This is a genomic window from Cohnella silvisoli (assembly GCF_021190915.1).
Taxonomy (GTDB): domain Bacteria; phylum Bacillota; class Bacilli; order Paenibacillales; family Paenibacillaceae; genus Cohnella; species Cohnella silvisoli.
In genome coordinates this window covers 80909-99502 of record NZ_JAIOAP010000023.1, presented here as the reverse complement: position 1 = coordinate 99502, position 18594 = coordinate 80909, and the positions used below count along the sequence as shown (strand labels likewise).

Below are 18594 nucleotides of genomic sequence, written 5' to 3'. Positions count from 1 at the left end.
TAAAGAGCCTTTGAGGCTCAATCTGTACTGCTGGTTTGCCATCCGACAACCGAAGTCATCTTCAGACGTTTGTTCGTTTTCTTACGCTCAATGTTCAGTTTTCAAAGAACAATTTGTGTTGCTTTTTTTGTTGCTTTTTGTGCTTCGTTTTTCGTCATCCGCGCTAACGGCGACTTTTATAATATACCACAGTGCCTACTATCAATGCAAGAACTTTTTTTATTCCATTTCCTGTCGATTGATGTTTTACTGTGTCCGCTTCGCACTGCTTTTTCAGCGGCGAGATATAATTTATCATAGAACCGTATACCAAGTCAACGATAAATTCGACATTTCTTCAGCATTATCGCAAATGGCTTGCCGAGGCATATCGAAGCTCTAATAATCCCCTAATTTGTCGATGCGCCGGTTTTGCTATTTCACGAATACAGCCACGTTTGACGAGCTTCTGAAGAAGTATCGACATATCCAGAGAGAGCCCTGACAAATCAGGGTGCCGCAATAGCTCCGAAGGCGTCCAGGATTCGTCGCGGCTCTCAATCAGTCGAATAAGCAATGCGCACGAGGATTCCATTTTGTTCAGAACGGAAAACTCACAGGCTAGCAGCACGAGCTGCACACGTTGTTCCAGCGTTTCCCCGCTTGTCGTCAACTCTTCGAAAAGCTTGTATATCCCTGGATTAACCCTTCTCATCTGCTCCCAAACCGTTAATTCGGGATGCATCCCCTGTTCGACCAGAGCGATATGCGCCCAATAATGCAAAGAGGACAATACATTGGAATACGCATCTAATACTTGGCCATCTTTAATATCTTGCTTGGCTTGCAGATAAGTGCGCACAAACCGGGAAAATTCGCTGAGCAGCTTCTGTTCGCGGATAAGCGGCGACCATTCCATCAAACGATCGCGCAAATCCGTTATGTATCCCTCGCGGTCGATCATGATGTCGCCTTCAACAAGCCAGTGAACGACATTGCGGTTTTCTCCGCTTACGATCCAGCTCTCCAACGTTTCCGGAGTGACCCTTCTTACTTGAATACGCAAGTCTTTCCATATCCAGTGCTCGGTATCCTTGTTCAGATTCGCAACGTTCGTTACAATAAGAGCCAAGCGGTCCATCCCATCAATTAACGGTTGATAGGAAAATGGATTCGCAACAAGAAGAAGGCTGATTAACCCTTCCTCCTGACCTAACTGTTCGGAATAAAACAATTCCTTATTATCCATTCGCTCCACCTTATTCACACCCCGATCAAGGTTACAGACCTCGCATGATTTGTTCCAAGGTGGTCTGTCCGCTAAATGTGAGCTATAATTAATTTTACGAGTATGGTCTAGTTCTACAACGCACCTCCCGTTTCCTGCATAGCGTCCGAGACGGAATGATCAAGTAATAGAACGACCTTATACGGTCATTGAGGATGGGAGATATTAATATGAAATGGAAAGCCAGCAAAATATCGACGATGCGCACATGGGGGCTATTGCTCGTGCTAGTCGGTATGGGGATTATGATTTTCGGAACAAGCGGAATTTTACTATTCGGGGAAGTCGGCAAAATCATCGCCGCAATCTTCATGGTATTCGGAATCATTAGCTGCTTCGTGAGCATGGGTATCTATTTCTGGGTTGGCATGCTGTCCACTAGCGCTCCCGTAATCGATTGTCCTGAATGCAACAAAAGAACGAAGATGCTAGGTACGACGGATCGCTGCATGTACTGTCATACGATTCTTACGTTAGACCCAGAGAAAGCGACAACCGGCACACAATCTGACATGTCGGAAGAAACGCCGCTTCAAACCCAGCCTTAAAGAAAACTAAGCAAACAAATCAAAACCTCCGGAACCCGACTATTCAGTCGATGCTCCGGAGGTTTTTTTATGGACGACTTTGCAATGTTTTATCAAGTACGCCCCAAATGTCGGACGATTCAAATCCTCGGCGCCATGAAGCGATACCCGCCAAATTGTACTTCTTAGCTATTTCGGCACGCGCTCGTATAGAAGATGCATCCTCGATCCATATCTTTTTCACGAGATTGCCTTCCTTGAATTCCACGTAACGCTGACCCGTCTCCTCGGAGAACGTCGGCTTTAGCTTCTTTTCTTTCAATAGCTGCTGCACGGCATCCATATCCATCGTCTTGGAAGTAACCTTGACGCCTTGTTTACCGTCCGGTTCCTCCGTCCATATCCGCGTGTAGTACGGAATGCTCAAAATTAATTTGCTCGAGGGCACGCGATCTTCTTCCAAAATTCGTTGGATCGAGTTCTCGGCCCAAGATAACGAGGAAACGGAACCCGATACAGGACTCGAGGCCCAATGCTCGTCGTAAGCCATTACCATCATGAAGTCAACGATCGTACCTAAGCGTTCCCTATCTAGAAACGCGGACCACATCTCGCTATTCGACTTCGGAGTAACATCTATTGAAACAACGAGATTTTGTTCGTGCAGGAGAGGGGTCATTTCCCGCATGAACTGAACGAGGTTGTCCTTGTCTTTCGTATATACATTCTCGAAATCAATGTTGATTCCTTGAAGCTTAAACGTCTTGGCATAGGCCAACAGCTGTTGAATCATCGCAAACCGCGATTCGTAAGAAGCAAGCGCGATATGCGTACGATCGGGTTCAAACCCGTTGCTGTAAAGCCCCCATACTTGAATCCCCTTGGAACGGGCCCATGTCGAGTAGCCCGCATCGGCTTTACTGCGTATGTTCCCTTTGCCATCGAGCAACTCGAACCAAGTCGGACTTACGACGTTAACGCCGGGAAGCTCTCCGATTTTATTCGGGTCGGGATTAGCGGAATATACGGCTTCCCAAGTCAGATTGATTCGCTTCCCCGTTCCCTTCCAGGCTACAAAAGAGTCTTCGGGGGCTGTCGACTCAGGAATTTGCTCTACGGACAGCAAAGTGACACTCCCTTTGGATACATAGCCGATATGACCGGATTTAGATTGGGCTTTATACCATCCATCCGATTCTCCCCACAATCGCAAATCCGCTCCGGCCGGCAAATCTTCAATAATCGCAAACGACTTGTCCGAACCTTCCCGAAGCTTGATTCCCTTCTCATTCGCATCGGGAACTCCTGCATGCTGAATGGCTTCTCCAGGCATTAAGAGCGTAACGATGCCCGTCGATTCGCCAACCTCGGCCTTCACTCCGAACAATTCGGTAAGCGGCGCTAACGGCAAATAAAGCTTTCCGTCTACTTTCTTGGCGGCAAATCGCAAAGCGAACGGCTTCCGATTTAACGTAGCGTCCAATTCCCCGGTTTTAAAATGCAGCACTTTCGTTTCCGTCGTCAAAATAATCGATTCCGTCTTTTCCTCATAACGAACTCCGTCACCCACCAACTGCTGGGCAACCGCTATAGGAATCAGCAACCCTTCCTTGTTCCCTTGAGCATAAGCGTTCGTCCACTTCCCTTGGACCATAACCGGAAAAGGCTTCGAAGAGTATTCGGGTTTTATATAGGACGAATTAGGCAAACCGGATGCTTTCCACCAGATGATAGCGACGGCAGCCGCCACGAAGAGCAGCAGCAACATAATCCAAGGTCTCGTACGTCGACGCGCACGACGAGGTCCTGTCATCGAAGCGGTATTCAATATTATTTCACTCCCGTATTTGTTGATCTGGATGAAGGCATGTCCTTGATAGAAAAAACGATGCGAACAACCGGAAAGTTGCTAGACTAAGACGCTTAAACGAAAAAAGGCGCCAAGGCATTAACCTTCGCGCGTATATCCATAAATTAGACGGAATTAGGAATGCATGACCTTGCATGCCGGACAGAGTCCGAATATTTCCATCCTATGACCCAACACACTAAATCCAGTCGAAGCGGCTGCCGCTTCCTCTACTTCTCTCACCGGCGGATAATCGAAATCGACCATTGTTCCGCATTTCGTGCAAGTCACATGATAATGATCGGACATGTCGGCGTCGAAGCGGCTGGAATCATCTCCATAGGTCAGCTCGCGAACAAGGTCGGCATCTACGAAGACTTTCAGGTTATTATAAACTGTAGCAACGCTCAAGCTCGGATATTGCGGAGAAAGCGCGCGAAAAATATCATCAGCCGTCGGATGCGTAATTGATTCCATGAGATATTTAAGAATGGCATACCGTTGCGGTGTCATCCGGACGCCGCCCGATTTGAGCTGGTCCACGGCATGCACGACCTTGGAGTCCATGCTCTCACAGCCTTTCCTATAACGCCTGCTTACTAAAAACAGGTATAGCTTTATTCTACGTTTCGTATCCGATCATTGTCAATGGAAGATACACCCCGAAAACGACGTAAAACGATCATCTTTTACCGCCATGCTGTCCGCGCATTTCCCAGAACCATAGCCCTACGCCGGCACCGATAAGGACAATCGCCCCTAACATCGATCCAGTAGAGTTGAATATCCAGTGTGTCCAGCTCCTATCTGCCATAACAAGAACGACAATTCCTGCCGCCGCAAGAAACAGAATTCCTGCTGGAGGCATCCCCTTGATACTATTCTCTATGGTGGGATTAACTGGCCGATTCGCCCAGCCTTCGGGGGCATTATGAATGGGGAAGGCTTTGCGTTCATTGACGGAATCCGTGCTTTGAAGCGCATCGAATAGGTTATAGAAGTAGATGATCGGCAGCAGCAGACTTAGGAGAACGACGGATAACCCATTGTCTCCTTCTTGGGAGACGTATACGATAGCCGTAATATCAAAGGCGATAAGCAGCATAAGGACGATACCTTTGATCATCAACCCTAAATACATATGCCCGATTCCCGGAACTAAAAAAGCCAATAACCCGGCTACCCACTTTCTTCTTCTGCCAATCCGAGGCCCTTGCTCCCTGGCATAAGCCGGAGGGGCTCCATATCCTGGAGACCATTGCTCATGGATTCGTTCACCGGAATCCGGATTCGGTGGCGACGGATACTCTTGAGGGCGGCCCCAATCATCAGTTTCTTTCATGTGAATACCTCCGACTCTCTCTTTATTCCGCTGCAACGGATCTTACTCCATCCATTCGATTAAACTCGTCCGCTATGGCAATCAATTGCTCTCTGTGCGGAAGTATGACGGTGATCAAGATTTGTTGTTGCTTGATACCCGCATTTGGCGCATCATCGACCGCATCGATAAATCGAACCTTTACCAACTTGGCGCCATGCTGATCCAGCAGGCTTTGAAAGCCTTCGACTCGCTGTGTTTGGGCATCCGCGGTAACAACGAACGTGCATTGGCGCCGATGGTTTACATATCGCTTTTCCACGATACTTAGACCCCACAAAATCAGAAGGATCATTATGGCAGAAAGAATGGCTGGCAAGTAAAATCCGGCACCAACCGTAAGCCCAACGGCCATGACAACCCAAATAGATGCTGCGGTCGTCAATCCCGTAATCGATTTGCCGGTGAAAAGTATTGTACCCGCTCCTAGAAAGCCGACACCCGTAATGACTTGAGCGGCCAGCCGTGCAGGATCCAAGCTAACATTCGGTTCGCCTACGAAATCCGCAAAGCCATACATAGATAAAATCATTAGCAAGCAGGAGCCCAAGCTTACTAACGCATGCGTTCGTAAGCCGGCCGCGTGATTTGTGCGTTCTCGTTCAAATCCGACCAACCCGCCGAGTATGACGGATAGAAGCAGCCGGACAACAAGATGCACATTATCTAATACCCAAGGATTGTGCATTCGCATCCCTTTCGCCGATTCATTTTCATCATTGTATCACGCTGTAATTTGACCCGACAATGGTTTTCGGACGGGGATGGAACCTAGGCTGAGGTCGGAGTTGACACGATTAATCATTCCCTATTCGGCGCGCGTTCTAGACGCAGCATCGTAATTCCCGGGATAGGCTCGAATGTCTCGGACCGCATGAACCCGAAGCGTTCATACAATATGATTGCCGGCAAATTGCGGATTTCAGCTGTCACAGTCCAAGCAGCAGAGTTTGGCGTGTCGGACAGTATATGCTCCATCATTAAACGACCAATGCCTCGGCGCATAAAGTCCGGATGGACCATCAGCCTGCAGATCGTATATCGTCTCTCCCCTTCCCGCTCCCGCTCATACGAAACCGCGCCCACAAGCTCTCCGGAATCGTCGTCCCGGTATCCCCAGAACGTTTCACCGCATGTTTGCAGCGATTTAACCGTATCCTGGAGCGGAGGCAGATCAGCAACCCCAATCAATGCCGCTTCTACCCGATAAGCCGGATGCTGCAAAGCCCATACTTCCTCGGCCGCTTCCTGCTCTTTAATATTCAAAGATACGATGCCCATAATCGATCCTCCTCTCAAGAGCAAAACGACAAACCCGCCGCTAAGCGAATTTGCCGTTTCTTTATTTTTATGCGTTCAGCCGATCTATCAGCAATTTGTTGACAAGACCAGGGTTAGCTTTACCCTTCGTTTCTTTCATGATCTGGCCCACTAGAAAACCGATCGCCTTTTCCTTGCCGTTGCGGAAATCCTCTACCGATTGTGGATTGGCTGCGATAATCGCGTCCACGACCGCCAGAATGGCGCCCTCATCGCTGATTTGGACCAATCCTTGCTCCTCGACGATCTGCTGCGGCGATTTCCCCGTCTCAATCAACCCCTTGAAAACGGTTTTGGCGATTTTGGAGCTTATCGTGCCTTTCTCGATCAGCTGAATCATCTCGCCTAGCCCTTGGCCCGTAATCTTGACATCGTCAAGTTCCAGACCGTTGGCGTTCAGATAGCCGAGCAACTCCCCCATGATCCAGTTCGCGGATGCTTTCGCGTCACTCGTATGCTTAAGGCTTTCCTCGAAGAAATCCGCAAGCTTCATCGAAGCGGTTAATACGCCCGCATCGTAGGAGGACAGGCCATACTGCTGAATATACCGAGATTGGCGGGCATCCGGAAGCTCCGGAATCGAAGCTTGAACGCGAGACTTCCACTCGGCATCAATGTGCAGACGTACCAAATCCGGGTCCGGGAAATAACGGTAATCATGCGCTTCTTCCTTACTACGCATGCTGATCGTTTTCCCTTGGCCTTCATCCCAGCGCCGCGTTTCCTGTACAACGGTACCGCCGCTATCCAGAACGTCCGCCTGACGCAGTTCCTCGTATTCCAAGCCGCGCTGCACGCCGCGGAAGGAATTCATGTTTTTAAGCTCAGCACGCGTACCGAATTTCTCTTGGCCATAAGGGCGAATGCTGATGTTTGCGTCGCAACGAAGGCTGCCTTCTTCCATCTTCACGTCGGAAACATCGCAATATTGCATAATCGCTCTAAGCTTCTCTAAATAAGCTTTCGCTTCCTCCGGAGAACGAATATCGGGTTCCGATACGATTTCAACAAGAGGCGTTCCAACGCGGTTAAAGTCGGCCAAGGAGCCAAAACCGCCGTCGATATGGGTCAGCTTGCCGGCGTCTTCTTCCAGATGGAGTCGGGTAATACCGATCCGTTTCGTCTGGCCGTTCACTTCGATGTCGATCCAACCATTCTCGCCGATCGGCTGGTCGAATTGGGAAATCTGATAAGCTTTGGGCGAATCGGGATAGAAGTAGTTTTTCCGGTCAAATTTGCACCATTCGGCGATATCGCAGTTAATGGCCATTGCCGCTTTCATCGCGTATTCCACCGCTTGGCGGTTCAACACCGGCAGAACGCCCGGATGACCAAGGCATACGGGGCAAGTGTGCGTATTGGGAGGTGCGCCGAAAGAAGTGGAGCAGCCGCAGAAAATTTTGGACTTCGTATGCAGCTCGACGTGTACTTCAAGACCGACGACCGTTTCATATTTGGACATGTTATGCTCCTCCTAAGACAGGGCCGGACGCAGGTTATGAAACCCGGTTTGGCTTTCGAATGCGTGCGCGGCTCTCAGTACCGTCTGCTCGTCGAACGGCTTGCCGATAATTTGCAGTCCTACGGGCAATCCGTCCGCTAAACCGCATGGAACGCTAATTGCGGGCACGCCCGCCAAACTGACAGGAATCGTGCAAATATCGTTCAAATACATCGTGAGCGGATCTCCGACTTGTTCGCCTAATTTAAAAGCCGGCGTTGGTGCCGTTGGTCCGATAATTAGATCGAATTTCTCGAATACTTGATCGAAATCGCGTTTGATAAGCGTACGAACCTGCTGAGCCTTTTTATAATAAGCATCATAATAACCGGAGCTGAGCGCATATGTTCCTAACATGATCCTGCGCTTCACTTCGGCTCCGAACCCTTCGCTGCGAGAACGGCGGTATAGATCAAGCAGGTTGGACGGATTGTCGGCGCGAACGCCGTAACGTACGCCGTCGAATCGAGCCAGGTTGGAGGATGCTTCGGACGATGCTAACAAATAATAAGTAGCGACGGCGTAATCCGTATGCGGTAATGAGACTTCTTCCCACACGGCACCCATCGATTCAAAAACTTTTAACGCTTCAAGTACGCGTTCTTTGACCTGCGGGTCAATCCCTTGACCCAAATATTCTTTAGGCACCCCAATCCGCAAGCCTTTGACATCGCCGGTAAGAGCGGAAAGATAATCCGGGATTTCGACGTTAGCGGAGGTGGAGTCCCTCTCGTCATGACCCGCGATCGCTTGCAGGACATAGGCGGAATCTTCGACGTTTTTCGTGATGGGCCCGATCTGATCAAGCGAAGACGCGAATGCAACTAGGCCGAATCGGGAAACAAGGCCGTAGGTCGGCTTTAATCCGACAACGCCGCAATATGCGGCCGGCTGGCGAATGGAACCGCCCGTATCGGAGCCAAGCGTGAAATATACTTGTCCAGCGGCAACCGCTGCCGCCGACCCGCCGCTTGAGCCGCCGGGTACTCGGTCTAAGTCCCAAGGATTGTGGACGGGATGGTACGCGGAATTCTCGTTGGAACCGCCCATCGCAAACTCGTCCATGTTCAGCTTGCCTATCGTGACGGATTGTGCCGCGCGAAGCTTCGTTACGACTGCCGCATCGTAGATTGGATTATGGTTTCCAAGAAATTTGCTACCGCATGTCGTCAGCAATCCTTCGGTAACGATATTGTCCTTGATGCCTGCCGGAATACCGAACAAGAGGCCCCGTTCGTCCCCTGAAGCAAGTTGGGCATCCAATGCTTGGGCTTCCTTGCGCGCGCCTTCTTCATTTAACGTGAGAAACGCGCCGATTTTGTCGTCCGTATCGGTAATCCGTTTGAAGGATTGCTCCACCAGGTCGGTAACGGATAATTGCTTATCGTGAAGACGGTTATGTATTTCGGACAATTTCAAGTCAAAAACTGACATTCTTTGCTCCTCCTAAGTCTTTATTCCAGAACGGGCGGTACTTTGAATTGACCGTCCTCTTCCTCCGGAGCGTTGAGAAGTACTTTCTCAATGGGCCAGGATGGTTTAACCGTATCTGCTCTCATTACATTGGCTAGAGGCAACACATGGCTGGTCGGTTCTATCCCGTCCGTGTTTAATTCGTTCAATTTATCCGCATATTTAAGAATAGCGTTTAACTGATCTCCGAATTGCTCTTTCTCGGCATCCGACAGCTCAAGACGCGCTAAATTCGCAACATGCTCTACGTCTTTTTTCGTGATACTCATGCTTGTATTAACCCTCCTTAAAATCCACTTATCTGCTCATTCTTTTCATTATATCGGACAAACTAAGGGAACTCAATGATTCAAACCCGCTTCACGTACAAGGTAAAAGGGTAAAAGAAAACTATAGGCACAGAAGCGAGGAGGGAAAAATGATGTCCCGTTACCATAAAGGTTTATCTTCGATTCCACTGCGGGATTCAGGTTATGTGGAATTTGCGGCTGACGATCTAAGCTTGCGTACTCTATTGCGAGAAGCCATCCAGGATACCGAGAAATCGGAAGACCTTCCGATCGGGCTGCAATACGACAACCAGCAACAACTGCTTAAGCTCATGAGTAATTTGCAGGCACGGCTGCCAGCCGACGATGCCCGAAGCATTCAATGCCGGATTTGCTATGACGACAAACAAACCGACGATCGGTTAGCGGAAAATAAGGACGGCGAAGATGAGGCGTGGATTCCTTTGTCGGAGCTTTTTGGCGAAGTGGGAGGGCATAACGTATCCGACTATATTTTGCATCGGTTATTTACGACCCATCTTCAGCCCGTCGTGCAGCCGAGCGGCAACATTATCGGGTACGAGTTTCTATTGCGTCCGTTGCCGGAACAAATTCCTTTTCGCCCGGCAGAATTATTCGAGAAGGCGAGACGGATCGGCCAGCATTCCTTTCTGGACAGGGAAGCGAGGCATTCGGCAATCCGCATGGGCGCCGCACATCTGCAGAACGGGATCAAAAGGTTTATTAATTTCCTGCCTTCCTCGCTCCATTGTCCGACAGCTTGCCTGAAAGGCACTTTCGAAATGATGAAGGAAACGGGGACGGATCCGGGCGACTACGTATTCGAAGTGATGGAATCCGAACCGCTCGATGATCCCGGGTTATTGAAGGTATTCGATGTTTATCGGCAAGAGGGCGTTCGCCTTGCGTTAGACGACGTAGGAGTCGGTTTCGCTAATCTTGATGCCGTCGATCGCCTTCAACCCGATTACGTTAAAATGGATCGCAAGTGGGTTAGCAACTGTGATACGGACACGGGGAAACAACGATATATCGACGAATTGCTTGACCGCGTTTCTCATTTTCATGGCGTTGTTCTGGCGGAGGGATTGGAGCGCCAAGCGGAATGGGATTACTTGCGCAAAGCCGGGGTATCGTTGTTTCAAGGTTATTTATTCGGGCGAGCCACACCTGTACCGGCGGGTATCCGGGTTGCGGTAAGTAAGTGAATTGGCAAAGCGCGCCGTATGCATCTTGGATGACAAGATACTTACGGCGCGCTTTGGCGTATACGTTAACGGCTAGCCTGAATTATATCCACGCTTTTAAGTTGACCTGGCGAATAAATTCTTCGCGGCTTAACACTTCTTTGCTTGCTTCTTCGACGGGTTGTTCCTCTTCTTGCCCGCCGTTCATGATCCGCTTAAACAGCTCCTCATTTCGAGTAACCAATGCGAAGTCAATAAGCGCTTCTCTTTCGATTCGATCTGCTTCAAGCTCTAGCAGCGTTTCTTCCAATTCGATATCCTCGCAGGGAACATAGAATTGTCTATTGGCTTTAGGCACACGGATAATATAGTCAAATGCGCTATCGTTATTACGATCATAAGCGATCACATAACCGTATTCGCCTACCGGCAAATTCTGTTCAAACCGGTCATCCACGATAACGATTTTTTCCCCCAGTTTCAGCATCCCGATTCTCCCCTTCTCGATGCACGCGGTAATAATATTACTATCCTACTAAAAAGGGCTACTCTATGCAAATGCTGTTGTATGGGAAAATAGCATAAAAAATCACCAGAAACCAAAATCGGCATCTGGTGATAGGAATTCTATCGCTTTTAAATTTGTATCGTATATATTCTCTCGGGGGACTGAGTCAGGGGTCTGCAGCCGGTTTCCGTAATGAGATAGGTGTTCTCTATGCCGACGACACCAAGACCCGGAAAGGTAAACTTTGGCTCAACCGCAAGTGTCATTCCCGGCTCCAGCGGATCTTGAAATCCTCGTGCAAGAACGGGCCACTCATCGATCTCGAGGCCAATGCCATGACCGAGAAATTTGACTTGATCCCGGCCAAAGCCCATGAAATGCTCGGACAATCCCGCCGCTTCCGCCATTTCCAAAGCTTGCGCGTATAGTTGCTCCGGCTTCGTTCCGGGACGCAGCAGCTGTTCGCTGCGCCTTATAATCGCTTCGGCCGTCTCGTACGCAGCTTGAAGCTCCGAAGGAAGCTCGCCGATAACGGCAGTGCGAGTCTGGTCAATCGTATATCCATCGATGCAGCAACCAATGTCGATTAAGATGGTCTCATTTCGTCCGATCGGACGCAGACTAACGCTTTGCGGGGCCGCTGGAGATAACCCGCGGCCGCCGGCAGGGCCATCGAAGTAAGTAGGCTCCGCCGCGGCTTCTCCCGCCGAAACAACACCCGTCATAATTTCTTGGTTGTAACCGCGCATCCTCATAAGACCGATATGGCCTCGCTTCCGCATTGCATTTTCAATGATAGCGATGAGCTCGAGCTCAGTCATATCTTCTTGTAGAGCCGCGATCCCTTCTTCCAAAGCTGCAGCAGCCACCTCGGCTGCCCTTGAAATACAATCGATCTCATAGGGAGATTTCACGCTGCGAACATTCCTTAGCAATGCAGAGCCATCTTTTAATTGCGCTTGCGGAATCGCCTCCGCCAGACGGACATATAATTGCGCTGGCATGACATCCATGTCGGCACCTATCAACAGCGGGTTATCTGATTCAGAGATGAACACCGAGGGATAATCGGATTCCAACTGCTTGCCGAACTGCCGTAACGAGCCTAGCTCAACCGTCCGTACTTGCGACTCCTTGAACGCCCGCGCTATGCTTCTCCGAACATAATATGTAGGATCACCATCGGCAGGCATAAATAAGTAGCCGGTTTGCATGGAGCCGGTGAAATAATAGATACCGACGTTCTGAGAAATCAAACAGCCTTTTAAACCATCTTGAATTAGCTTTTGTTGCAGCCGCTGTTGGCGGTTGTACCACTCTTCTCGAGGAGGGAAAATCTGCATCCGGTCGACACCCCTTTAATGGCAATCCACACGTTATCATTAGAGCAAAGAAGGGGGATCACGTCAACAAGAGCTTAATAAACCAACTCGGCAGAGCCTTTTAAATCCCACTCCACGGGGGCTAATACTCCGAATAGCCGGGGATATTTTACGTGAACGATCAATATGACGCCTGGTCGATCAAGCGTGACTTCGTAGTCGTAGAGAGAATTTCGATAAGTATAGGGATACACGACCCCTTCATTAACGATTTTGAAAAGCCGTACTTCCGCTGGATCCCGGAGAAAGCTTCCCGGCTGCGGGTTCAAACCTGCATCTAACGATAGATTTTCTTGCAAATACGCGAGTGCCTTTTGTTCCGCGAATTCCGCCTTAATCGATAAAACGCCCAGCTCCAGTTTATCCCGATCGAGCTGCTGAGCCGCCGCGTGCGCGGCGCGGTCAACAGCGCGTTTGGCCTCATGAACCGTCCCCATCGCAAGCTCCTCATCCATCTGAAGAGCATGAAGCATCCACCAAATGACGATCATAAGCACGCTAAACACTAGCTTGGCCATATTGTTGCAAACCCCTTAGCTCAGTTAAGGTACGTACTCGCTCATCTTCATCCCTCCTCCTGCGATACGGGCATCCTCCGAAGGCGGCTCAAGTCCAATCAACCGATCAATGTTAAGCAAATTCTCGTAAGGATACGAGATTAGCAGCTTAATACCGGTACCTCTTGGCAGAGGGATCGCCGCGTTATCTCCTTCAGCGCCCGTAGTAGAAGATATCTCGTAATCGAGGAGCGGAGCAGAGAATCCATACTGAGAGAGTCTTCCCCGTGATTCCGCGACCATCTCGCCGTCAATATACCCATATTTGCCGCTTGCCCCTACTTCGAGCAAATAATCGACCTCTTGCTGAAGCAAAGCTTGCCGAATAACTAATACATGCTTGTAAATGGGTGAAAACATTAACCAACAAAACAAAGCGGCAAACAACACGAATACGAGCAATTGCTTCACGGGTTAATCCGGGAAATATGATCTGCCATCCTCCCGCCGGAGGACGTAATTTTCCCATGCGTGCCTTCGTCGCCTTGCGTAATACGTGTATAAAGCAGTACAACGGTTACGATTAGCAGCACCGTCATTAAAAGCTGTCGCATCCCTATCGCTCCCTTCCTATTAAGGCTGCAGATTTCCAAGCGTCGTATTGGCCGTACTCCCGTGGGTTTCTATACGGGCGCGAGTTCCCGTGTTATCTTGAGCTACGATCGTATTAAACATAAGTGCAACTACGATGAGCATCATAACGGTAATCAGAATATTTCTCATCCCAACACCTCCTTCCTAAGGATTAAGAGCATCGAAAAGTTTGGCCGCTTCTTGTACCCATGGGTAAAGAAAGATTTGAAACGTATACAGGATCGGGATTCCCGCAAGCACGAAAAGGAGATAAGAGGTCGTTTCTTTGCGTCCGTCTTTAGCCAACTCAATCTGAGCTTTGTAGTCCCGCACGACTTCCCGCAACATATCGTAGATTTCCTGGCTTTCGTTAAGGCGGAGAGAACGCATGCTCTCGGCAAACCCATAGGCTTCGTCGGTACCGAGCCGTTCCTTGAACCGCTTCAATGCCTTATCCGCATCGTGGTACCATTCATTAAGCAATAACCCCATCTCGCCTCGGATATGTTTGGTTAAAACAAGACACTTCATCAGCTTGCCATGCAGATGCAGCCTTGACCCCGTATAGTAGAGCAATTGGCTGCTAACGGCCACGATTTCCCGTCGGATTCGATCCGACCTATAGCGACGGATCGATTGCAGCCACATTCGGTCGCAAGCAGCCATTACAATAATAAGCAGTATGCCAAAGATAACATTCCAACTGAGCAGAGAAGGAAATAATCCCTTTTCTTCGCATTCATAGATTACTCCCGCCATAAGAGGAAGCACGAACAACAAACACCTTCTGTAAGCCAAATACACTTCGGGTGGATACCGAATACCGCAGCCGGCTAACAGCATCCGCCTCTCCTGCAGGCTTACGCTCTCCTTGTCTGTTCGCCAAACCTTAAGCCACCAACGGGGCGTTCGTCTTTCGCGCCAGCCTCGCAAATGAATACGCCAGCGATTGCGAGGGACGAAAGACAGTTTCATCATGACGGTTATCCCAACAAACAGAAGGACGAACTGGATGAGTCCGCCTATTGCGATAATGAGCGTCTGGATGTAGTCCGTCACAATTGGCACCCCTCCCTCTTTTATATTTTGCGTTTGGACAAATAGAGACCCATCATCAACGATCCAAATAACAAGACGACGGAGTTAAGCAGCATGCCTCTTCCCGCGGAGTCCATAATGTAATACTTGTGGCTTCCTTCGGGATTAAGCCTAAAGTTGATGCCGAGAAACAGAGTTAAAAATAGGATCGGGGCGAAATTCGCCATCCGTATTTCGAGCAGCCGATGTCGTTCTATCTGATTGGCCATCTGGGCTTTGCGCATATCTGATATTAATTCCTTCAAGTTATCCGCCACGTTGTTTCCCTCTTCAAGCGCCACCTTGAGAATACTGCCGAAATAATCCGCCCACATATGGCCGAAAGACAAGGAAAACCGGCGCAAGCTTCCGTCATCGTCCCCCCTAACCGACAAATTCCGGTAAAGCTGATCGAACACTGCCTGCACTTCGCCGGGAAGCCGCCGTTCTTCTACTGTTTTCTGTAAAGCAACCCGGATGTGGCGGCATCCGGTAACCAGATAACTTTGATAGAACAGTTCTACGGCCGGCAGAAACTCAAGCCTGGTCGCCATTTGTCTATTAATCAAAGACATGCGCAGCAGCAAATACGGAAGGCATCCCATTATGAGCATAAGAATAACGACGGCGCGAAAGGATTGGAAAACAAGTACCCCGCCCGCGACGCCCAACATGCCCATCCCGAAACAGGAAACCGCAAAGCCTTTCGGCTTCATTCTCCACCTGAGCGCCAGCAACAAATCGGCAATATGCTGGTGAGGCTTGCTTAACCGAATCATTTGCCGCGACAGATCGAGATTCCAGCGAGCTTCTTTATTGGCGTTTAACCGGCGTTTACGGGATTGTCCATCCCACCACGCGGATAGACCAAAACGAAAGCATGCATAGAGCAATAGGAAAAGAACTGCGACAAGAGAAATGATAGCGAGTTTCAACATGAGACCGACTCCCCTTTTGCCGACTCCGAGATAGACCGGTAGCCTTGCGAATCCGTTCTTGAAATTTTCCGCAGAGCCCGTTCGGAGAAAGACTCGGGGAAAATCCATCGTCCGGTGGACTCCTCGTAACGGATCAAGTCCCGAATCGCAACGACGCCGTTGCGCCATTCGAATTCTCCGACTCTGGCCAGCTTCCGCATGCCATCGATCATTCGCATCTCGAATCCAATGTGCGTTACGTGCTCGGTTATGCGCCTGATCATGGAGATCGGATTCATTCCTCTCCCATCAAGCATACACATTTCAGTTGGTCTATTCGGTATAAGTCGGTACTGGTCATTAGGGCTTTTTCTTATTGAGTTTCTTCATTATAAGACGGTCATTTAAGGTCGCCAAAAATCGGGGAAAATCACAGTGGTTTGTGGGGAAAATGTGGGGGATTTCCTCCCCCCGTTCCCTACTTAAATGGTAAACCGAGATAAATTTATACGTATAATTTGTACGTATATATTTGTTGACACGTGTTATTTATACGTGTATAATAAAGATAGAAAGGAGGAGCACAATGAAGGCTTATAGCTCTAGGGAAATCATAAAGCTGATCGAAGCGGATGGATGGTACTACATAGGAGCTAATGGAAGCCATCATTTTTACAAACATCCAACGAAACCCGGAAAGGTAACAGTACCGCATCCAAGAGACAGCTTCCCTCCCAAGACTCAAAAAAACATTCTGAAAAGCGCGGGGATATAGGGCGTAGGCCCTTTCCCCCAAGGAGGTTAATATAGTGAGTAAAAAAGATGTTTATCGTTATTGGGCAGTTTTGCATTATGCGCCCGAAGGTGTTTCAGTACGGTTTCCCGATCTACCCGGATGCTTCACAAGTGGGGATACAGCGGAACAGGCACACGTTGAAGCCAAGGAGGCTTTAGGTGGGTTTTTATGCATTATGGAGAATGAAGGCGATGATATCCCCGACCCCTCCAGCCTTGACACCATTATGAGGCAGCTTGAGGAAGATGAGGCCGTTTGTGAGGTTCGGGTTTACATGCCTACTGTCAGAGAAGCTATGGAGTCCAGAGCCGTCAAAAAGACGCTCACAGTCCCCAAATGGCTTAATGATGAAGCCGAACGGAATGGACTGAACTTCTCCGCAATCCTGCAAGATGGTATTAAACGAAGCCTGGGCATAACTGCCGACAAGTAAATCCGCCTGTTGAGTCCTGGGGAACGGACGAAAACGCACCGTCGCGATGATGGAGCGTTCGCGGGATCCCGCAACGAGGGAGCATACTTCTCCCCTTTACATAGATCACTTTGAAACTAAATATCAATTGTGTTTAATCAACTTGGCTGGCAAAATGTTCATAGGGATGAATTTGAACCACACATCAGGGGGTGAAGCGAAATGGCTCATTCATTGGACAGTAAACCGACCCTGCAAAGTATTTATCAATTTCCAAGTGAATTCCTACAGCTAGATGCTTCATGCCTAAAATCCGTTGCGCTAGAATTGGATTACAAGCCGAATCCGACAAGAGTAATGAATTTACTTTCTCGGTGTAAATGCTCGACGCTCGGTGACGTTATGGCGTTAAATTGGGATAGTCTAAGTGACATAAAAGGCCTCGGTCCGGGCGGTGAATCAATGTTGCTTGATCTCCTTGATCGAATAACAGAAGATCCGGAAGCGTTTAGAAACCGATATTCGACCGAGATAAGTATAGCGACTTTACCAATCAAATATTGGTTAAAGATCAATTTTAAGGCCCGACGCTTTACCCTCCATAAAGACAGTTGCACTAAAGCTTCTTTGGCAACTAGTCGAGTGCGATTTAAGTCGGGTATTGAACATGATTATGTATTTGACGGTTGTTGGATTGGTTTCCCATCTATTGAAATAGCAGTTGATTTTCATAGCAAATATCATAAACGTGAAGAATTTACCTTGTGTAGGGTGTGCTTTAATAAAGAAGTTCGAGATTTATTCAAACATCGGGGACATAACGAGTCACCACAATATCCGTTGAACTAACATGACTTTGTTATATTTTCACGAAGAACACGCCATAATCCCTAGCGCTTGGGAATTTGGTAAGGAAACTTTTCCTGATCTCTCAAGTAGGTTATGAGTCCATTGTTAAATTCTATCGCTTGTACTACGTTTTACTTACAGTATAATTTTGAACATCAGGGAGTGATCCATGTTGCAAACTAGGATAGACTACGACAAGCCCCTGAAACACTACTTCCCGGTTGCAGAAGAGTGTTTGTCCTTGAATGTATCCTCGCTTAAATTAGCATTAATCGAAACAGACTCTGTTCCAACTTTCAATCGATTATACAATTGCTTAATACGCAGCGGACTTACAACTATTGGTGACTCAATTCAAATTGATTGGCGAAGCCTTGATCATATGAGAGCCTGCGGAAGGAAATCTCATTTATTGTTGTTCTCACTCCTGAAAAGAATATCCGAAAATCCCGAACAAATATTAAATGCAACAAATCCGGTCATTGAAAGCCCCGAACGTTTCATTGATAGTTCTTATGTCCGGGAAATCATAAAGAAGCATCGAAATGTGAATCAAGTCAATAACGTCAAAGCAAAGCTAAGCGATAGGGCCGAAGAGATAAAGCGCCTGATGCGCGAGAAGGGTTTTACAAAGTAATTTCCCAAGCGTATGGGAATATGAGGTAAGGAAAACTATCCTGAGGTAAAACAAAAAAAAGCCCGGAAGCCGAAGCCCCGGGCGCTTAATG

At 48.6% G+C, this 18594-nt stretch carries 24 protein-coding genes; 6 read left to right on the top strand and 18 right to left on the bottom strand.

Features of this window, described 5'->3' with window-relative positions:
* Positions 1 to 343: 343 nt before the first annotated feature.
* Entirely contained in the window at positions 344 to 1228 is an 885-nt protein-coding gene (locus K7P76_RS30325; protein WP_232189848.1) for a nucleotidyltransferase-like protein, read from the bottom strand.
* A 209-nt stretch (positions 1229 to 1437) separates the two neighbouring features.
* Here K7P76_RS30325 and K7P76_RS30320 point away from each other — a divergent pair, with 209 nt between their 5' ends.
* Positions 1438 to 1815 carry a DUF2614 family zinc ribbon-containing protein gene (locus tag K7P76_RS30320; RefSeq protein WP_232189847.1) on the top strand — a complete coding sequence of 126 codons (378 nt, stop codon included), beginning with the start codon at positions 1438 to 1440 and terminating at the stop codon, positions 1813 to 1815.
* Positions 1816 to 1882: 67 nt separating this feature from the next.
* On the opposite strand, the gene K7P76_RS30315 is transcribed toward K7P76_RS30320, so the two are convergent.
* From K7P76_RS30315 to gatC, 8 genes are all read right to left on the bottom strand, one after another.
* Positions 1883 to 3562, bottom strand: coding sequence for a glycosyl hydrolase family 18 protein (locus tag K7P76_RS30315; RefSeq protein ID WP_232189846.1), 1680 nt, complete (start codon positions 3560 to 3562; stop codon positions 1883 to 1885).
* Between the two features lie 216 nt (positions 3563 to 3778).
* Positions 3779 to 4210 (bottom strand): Fur family transcriptional regulator, encoded by a 432-nt coding sequence (locus tag K7P76_RS30310; RefSeq protein WP_232189845.1) that lies wholly within the window; start codon positions 4208 to 4210, stop codon positions 3779 to 3781.
* Positions 4211 to 4325: 115 nt separating this feature from the next.
* Positions 4326 to 4985: a DUF6677 family protein gene (locus K7P76_RS30305; protein ID WP_232189844.1), complete on the bottom strand. Its 660-nt coding sequence runs from the start codon at positions 4983 to 4985 to the stop codon at positions 4326 to 4328.
* A 22-nt stretch (positions 4986 to 5007) separates the two neighbouring features.
* On the bottom strand, positions 5008 to 5712 hold the full coding sequence (locus K7P76_RS30300) for an MgtC/SapB family protein (protein WP_232189843.1): 705 nt from the start codon (positions 5710 to 5712) through the stop codon (positions 5008 to 5010).
* A gap of 113 nt (positions 5713 to 5825) precedes the next feature.
* A complete protein-coding gene (locus tag K7P76_RS30295; RefSeq protein ID WP_232189842.1) occupies positions 5826 to 6305 on the bottom strand; it encodes a GNAT family N-acetyltransferase in 480 nt (159 codons plus the stop codon).
* A 67-nt stretch (positions 6306 to 6372) separates the two neighbouring features.
* Positions 6373 to 7806: an Asp-tRNA(Asn)/Glu-tRNA(Gln) amidotransferase subunit GatB gene (gatB, locus tag K7P76_RS30290; protein ID WP_232189841.1), complete on the bottom strand. Its 1434-nt coding sequence runs from the start codon at positions 7804 to 7806 to the stop codon at positions 6373 to 6375.
* Between the two features lie 12 nt (positions 7807 to 7818).
* Complete coding sequence (gene gatA, locus K7P76_RS30285; protein WP_232189840.1) at positions 7819 to 9279, bottom strand: Asp-tRNA(Asn)/Glu-tRNA(Gln) amidotransferase subunit GatA; 1461 nt, start codon at positions 9277 to 9279, stop codon at positions 7819 to 7821.
* A gap of 20 nt (positions 9280 to 9299) precedes the next feature.
* Positions 9300 to 9587: an Asp-tRNA(Asn)/Glu-tRNA(Gln) amidotransferase subunit GatC gene (gene gatC, locus K7P76_RS30280; protein ID WP_232189839.1), complete on the bottom strand. Its 288-nt coding sequence runs from the start codon at positions 9585 to 9587 to the stop codon at positions 9300 to 9302.
* A 149-nt stretch (positions 9588 to 9736) separates the two neighbouring features.
* On the opposite strand from gatC, the gene K7P76_RS30275 reads away from it, so the two are divergent.
* Positions 9737 to 10816: an EAL domain-containing protein gene (locus tag K7P76_RS30275; protein ID WP_232189838.1), complete on the top strand. Its 1080-nt coding sequence runs from the start codon at positions 9737 to 9739 to the stop codon at positions 10814 to 10816.
* A gap of 82 nt (positions 10817 to 10898) precedes the next feature.
* Here the strand turns inward: K7P76_RS30275 and K7P76_RS30270 are convergent, their stop codons facing one another.
* The 9 genes from K7P76_RS30270 to K7P76_RS30230 form a co-directional block, all read right to left on the bottom strand.
* Positions 10899 to 11282 (bottom strand): ATPase, encoded by a 384-nt coding sequence (locus tag K7P76_RS30270; RefSeq protein ID WP_232189837.1) that lies wholly within the window; start codon positions 11280 to 11282, stop codon positions 10899 to 10901.
* A 149-nt stretch (positions 11283 to 11431) separates the two neighbouring features.
* A complete protein-coding gene (locus K7P76_RS30265; protein ID WP_232189836.1) occupies positions 11432 to 12646 on the bottom strand; it encodes a M24 family metallopeptidase in 1215 nt (404 codons plus the stop codon).
* Between the two features lie 74 nt (positions 12647 to 12720).
* Positions 12721 to 13203, bottom strand: a complete 483-nt coding sequence (locus K7P76_RS30260) for a hypothetical protein (RefSeq protein ID WP_232189835.1) — start codon at positions 13201 to 13203, stop codon at positions 12721 to 12723.
* A gap of 24 nt (positions 13204 to 13227) precedes the next feature.
* A complete protein-coding gene (locus K7P76_RS30255; RefSeq protein ID WP_232189834.1) occupies positions 13228 to 13653 on the bottom strand; it encodes a hypothetical protein in 426 nt (141 codons plus the stop codon).
* On the bottom strand, positions 13650 to 13796 hold the full coding sequence (locus K7P76_RS30250; protein WP_232189833.1) for a hypothetical protein: 147 nt from the start codon (positions 13794 to 13796) through the stop codon (positions 13650 to 13652). Before K7P76_RS30250 ends, K7P76_RS30255 begins: the two co-directional genes overlap by 4 nt.
* Positions 13797 to 13815: 19 nt before the next feature.
* Positions 13816 to 13965, bottom strand: a complete 150-nt coding sequence (locus K7P76_RS30245) for a hypothetical protein (protein ID WP_232189832.1) — start codon at positions 13963 to 13965, stop codon at positions 13816 to 13818.
* Positions 13966 to 13980: 15 nt separating this feature from the next.
* The gene (locus K7P76_RS30240; RefSeq protein WP_232189831.1) at positions 13981 to 14874 is read right to left on the bottom strand and encodes a hypothetical protein; all 894 of its coding nucleotides are present in this window, start codon (positions 14872 to 14874) and stop codon (positions 13981 to 13983) included.
* 20 nt (positions 14875 to 14894) lie between these two features.
* Positions 14895 to 15830, bottom strand: coding sequence for a type II secretion system F family protein (locus tag K7P76_RS30235; protein WP_232189830.1), 936 nt, complete (start codon positions 15828 to 15830; stop codon positions 14895 to 14897).
* Positions 15824 to 16108, bottom strand: a complete 285-nt coding sequence (locus tag K7P76_RS30230; RefSeq protein ID WP_232189829.1) for a hypothetical protein — start codon at positions 16106 to 16108, stop codon at positions 15824 to 15826. The genes K7P76_RS30235 and K7P76_RS30230 overlap by 7 nt, the downstream gene beginning before the upstream one ends.
* Positions 16109 to 16395: 287 nt before the next feature.
* On the opposite strand from K7P76_RS30230, the gene K7P76_RS30225 reads away from it, so the two are divergent.
* The 4 genes from K7P76_RS30225 (at position 16396) to K7P76_RS30210 (ending at position 18503) form a co-directional block, all read left to right on the top strand.
* A complete protein-coding gene (locus K7P76_RS30225; protein WP_232189828.1) occupies positions 16396 to 16584 on the top strand; it encodes a type II toxin-antitoxin system HicA family toxin in 189 nt (62 codons plus the stop codon).
* A 34-nt stretch (positions 16585 to 16618) separates the two neighbouring features.
* Entirely contained in the window at positions 16619 to 17038 is a 420-nt protein-coding gene (locus K7P76_RS30220) for a type II toxin-antitoxin system HicB family antitoxin (protein ID WP_232189827.1), read from the top strand.
* Positions 17039 to 17239: 201 nt separating this feature from the next.
* Positions 17240 to 17866: a hypothetical protein gene (locus K7P76_RS30215; protein WP_232189826.1), complete on the top strand. Its 627-nt coding sequence runs from the start codon at positions 17240 to 17242 to the stop codon at positions 17864 to 17866.
* A 169-nt stretch (positions 17867 to 18035) separates the two neighbouring features.
* A complete protein-coding gene (locus K7P76_RS30210) occupies positions 18036 to 18503 on the top strand; it encodes a hypothetical protein (protein WP_232189825.1) in 468 nt (155 codons plus the stop codon).
* Positions 18504 to 18594 lie beyond the last annotated feature (91 nt).

Bases quoted from the DNA above. Each gene is read 5' to 3' on its own strand.
- K7P76_RS30325 (WP_232189848.1), bottom strand. From the start codon at position 1,228: ATGGATAATAAGGAATTGTTTTATTCCGAACAGTTAGGTCAGGAGGAA.
- K7P76_RS30320 (WP_232189847.1), top strand. From the start codon at position 1,438: ATGAAATGGAAAGCCAGCAAAATATCGACGATGCGCACATGGGGGCTA.
- K7P76_RS30315 (WP_232189846.1), bottom strand. From the start codon at position 3,562: ATGTTGCTGCTGCTCTTCGTGGCGGCTGCCGTCGCTATCATCTGGTGG.
- K7P76_RS30310 (WP_232189845.1), bottom strand. From the start codon at position 4,210: ATGGACTCCAAGGTCGTGCATGCCGTGGACCAGCTCAAATCGGGCGGC.
- K7P76_RS30305 (WP_232189844.1), bottom strand. From the start codon at position 4,985: ATGAAAGAAACTGATGATTGGGGCCGCCCTCAAGAGTATCCGTCGCCA.
- K7P76_RS30300 (WP_232189843.1), bottom strand. From the start codon at position 5,712: ATGCACAATCCTTGGGTATTAGATAATGTGCATCTTGTTGTCCGGCTG.
- K7P76_RS30295 (WP_232189842.1), bottom strand. From the start codon at position 6,305: ATGGGCATCGTATCTTTGAATATTAAAGAGCAGGAAGCGGCCGAGGAA.
- gatB (WP_232189841.1), bottom strand. From the start codon at position 7,806: ATGTCCAAATATGAAACGGTCGTCGGTCTTGAAGTACACGTCGAGCTG.
- gatA (WP_232189840.1), bottom strand. From the start codon at position 9,279: ATGTCAGTTTTTGACTTGAAATTGTCCGAAATACATAACCGTCTTCAC.
- gatC (WP_232189839.1), bottom strand. From the start codon at position 9,587: ATGAGTATCACGAAAAAAGACGTAGAGCATGTTGCGAATTTAGCGCGT.
- K7P76_RS30275 (WP_232189838.1), top strand. From the start codon at position 9,737: ATGATGTCCCGTTACCATAAAGGTTTATCTTCGATTCCACTGCGGGAT.
- K7P76_RS30270 (WP_232189837.1), bottom strand. From the start codon at position 11,282: ATGCTGAAACTGGGGGAAAAAATCGTTATCGTGGATGACCGGTTTGAA.
- K7P76_RS30265 (WP_232189836.1), bottom strand. From the start codon at position 12,646: ATGCAGATTTTCCCTCCTCGAGAAGAGTGGTACAACCGCCAACAGCGG.
- K7P76_RS30260 (WP_232189835.1), bottom strand. From the start codon at position 13,203: ATGGCCAAGCTAGTGTTTAGCGTGCTTATGATCGTCATTTGGTGGATG.
- K7P76_RS30250 (WP_232189833.1), bottom strand. From the start codon at position 13,796: ATGCGACAGCTTTTAATGACGGTGCTGCTAATCGTAACCGTTGTACTG.
- K7P76_RS30245 (WP_232189832.1), bottom strand. From the start codon at position 13,965: ATGAGAAATATTCTGATTACCGTTATGATGCTCATCGTAGTTGCACTT.
- K7P76_RS30235 (WP_232189830.1), bottom strand. From the start codon at position 15,830: ATGTTGAAACTCGCTATCATTTCTCTTGTCGCAGTTCTTTTCCTATTG.
- K7P76_RS30230 (WP_232189829.1), bottom strand. From the start codon at position 16,108: ATGAATCCGATCTCCATGATCAGGCGCATAACCGAGCACGTAACGCAC.
- K7P76_RS30225 (WP_232189828.1), top strand. From the start codon at position 16,396: ATGAAGGCTTATAGCTCTAGGGAAATCATAAAGCTGATCGAAGCGGAT.
- K7P76_RS30215 (WP_232189826.1), top strand. From the start codon at position 17,240: ATGGCTCATTCATTGGACAGTAAACCGACCCTGCAAAGTATTTATCAA.
- K7P76_RS30210 (WP_232189825.1), top strand. From the start codon at position 18,036: ATGTTGCAAACTAGGATAGACTACGACAAGCCCCTGAAACACTACTTC.